This window comes from Staphylococcus sp. EG-SA-2, from assembly GCF_017152085.1.
Map to the genome: position 1 here is coordinate 1 of NZ_JACYHC010000672.1, position 2,035 is coordinate 2,035.

A 2,035-nucleotide genomic window follows, 5' to 3' on the forward strand; every position below is an offset into this window, starting at 1 on the left:
AGCGATTCAGATTCAGACAGCGACTCAGACTCGGATAGCGACTCGGATTCAGATAGTGACTCCGATTCAAGAGTTACACCACCAAATAATGAACAGAAAGCACCATCAAATCCTAAAGGTGAAGTAAACCATTCTAATAAGGTATCAAAACAACACAAAACTGATGCTTTACCAGAAACAGGAGATAAGAGCGAAAACACAAATGCAACTTTATTTGGTGCAATGATGGCATTATTAGGATCATTACTATTGTTTAGAAAACGCAAGCAAGATCATAAAGAAAAAGCGTAAATACTTTTTTAGGCCGAATACATTTGTATTCGGTTTTTTTGTTGAAAATGATTTTAAAGTGAATTGATTAAGCGTAAAATGTTGATAAAGTAGAATTAGAAAGGGGTCATGACGTATGGCTTATATTTCATTAAACTATCATTCACCAACAATTGGTATGCATCAAAATTTGACAGTCATTTTACCGGAAGATCAAAGCTTCTTTAATAACGATATAACTGCTAAACCATTAAAAACTTTAATGTTGTTACATGGATTATCAAGTGATGAAACGACATATATGAGATATACAAGCATAGAAAGGTATGCGAATGAACACAAATTAGCTGTGATTATGCCCAATGTGGATCATAGCGCATATGCTAACATGGCATATGGTCATAGCTATTATGATTATATTTTGGAAGTATATGATTATGTTCATCAAATATTTCCACTTTCCAAAAAGCGTGATGACAATTTTATAGCAGGTCACTCTATGGGAGGATATGGCACAATTAAATTTGCATTAACACAAGGGGATAAATTTGCCAAAGCTGTACCATTATCTGCTGTGTTTGAAGCGCAAAATTTAATGGATCTAGAGTGGAATGATTTTTCAAAAGAGGCCATAATTGGCAATCTTTCAAGTGTTAAAGGAACTGAACATGATCCGTATTATTTGCTAGACAAAGCTGTAGCTGAAGATAAACAAATTCCAAAATTGCTCATTATGTGTGGTAAACAAGACTTTTTATATCAAGACAACTTAGATTTTATCGATTATTTATCACGTAAAAATGTTCCTTATCAATTTGAAGATGGACCAGGAGATCATGATTATGCATATTGGGACCAAGCGATTAAGCGTGCTATAACATGGATGGTGAATGATTAATTATTTCCTGGAAAATATGTGGTTGCATTAAATACACAGAGTGAGAGATACAAACTATTTACGCACGACTAACATTTCTGAGTGTTTAAATTAAATTTGTATTAATATGATTGGCGCAATTTGCTGATACGCAAAAATGTTTCTCGTGAAACTTAGATTTAGCTTATAGTTTTATCATCATTTGTATGACTTACATTATAAATTTTATTATAATGAGGTTAACGCTTTGAAAGGAGTCATCATCATGTCGACCAATAAAAACGATTATGAGCATATGTTGTTTTATTTTGCATATAAAACGTTTATTACTACCGCTGATGAAATTATAGAGAAGTATGGTATGAGCCGTCAGCATCATCGTTTTTTGTTTTTTATCAATAAATTACCTGGTATTACTATTAAATCATTACTAGAAATATTAGAAATTTCTAAACAAGGATCACATGCAACACTTCAAAAATTAAAAGAGCAAGGTCTCATTATTGAAAAAGTTTTAGAGACTGATCGACGTGTCAAAAAATTATATTCGACGGATAAAGGCGATCAACTCATTGCTGAATTGAACAAGGCGCAAGATGAATTATTGCAAAATATATATCAACAAGTCGGTTCGGATTGGTATGATGTGATGGAAGCATTGGCTAAAGGGCGACCTGGCTTTGATTTTATTAAGCATTTGAAAGATGAAAAAGAAAGCTAGCATCAGAAATGTTAAAAATCTTCGCATTCTTAAATTTAAAAAATATGTCAAAAAGTGTATAATAAAAACATATAATTTAATTGAACTCAGTTTCAACACATCTTAGAAAGGAGTTTGAATGATGAAAAAATTAGCAGTTATTTTAACATTAGTTGGCGGTTTATACT

General features: G+C 32.0%; 3 protein-coding genes and 1 pseudogene. 3 read left to right on the forward strand and 1 reads right to left on the reverse strand.

The features are described 5' to 3' along the window. The 3 genes from IDG60_RS12125 to IDG60_RS12135 form a co-directional block, all read left to right on the forward strand. The coding region (locus IDG60_RS12125; RefSeq protein ID WP_001611499.1) for an LPXTG cell wall anchor domain-containing protein at positions 1 to 291 on the forward strand (291 nt) is incomplete at its 5' end. Between the two features lie 115 nt (positions 292 to 406). Next, on the forward strand, positions 407 to 1,168 hold the full coding sequence (locus IDG60_RS12130; RefSeq protein ID WP_000323441.1) for an alpha/beta hydrolase: 762 nt from the start codon (positions 407 to 409) through the stop codon (positions 1,166 to 1,168). A gap of 244 nt (positions 1,169 to 1,412) precedes the next feature. Beyond that, positions 1,413 to 1,868: a MarR family winged helix-turn-helix transcriptional regulator gene (locus IDG60_RS12135; RefSeq protein ID WP_000106185.1), complete on the forward strand. Its 456-nt coding sequence runs from the start codon at positions 1,413 to 1,415 to the stop codon at positions 1,866 to 1,868. A 102-nt stretch (positions 1,869 to 1,970) separates the two neighbouring features. On the opposite strand, the pseudogene IDG60_RS22340 reads toward IDG60_RS12135, so the two are convergent. After that, a pseudogene (locus IDG60_RS22340) lies at positions 1,971 to 2,035 on the reverse strand (hypothetical protein); the annotation flags it as partial.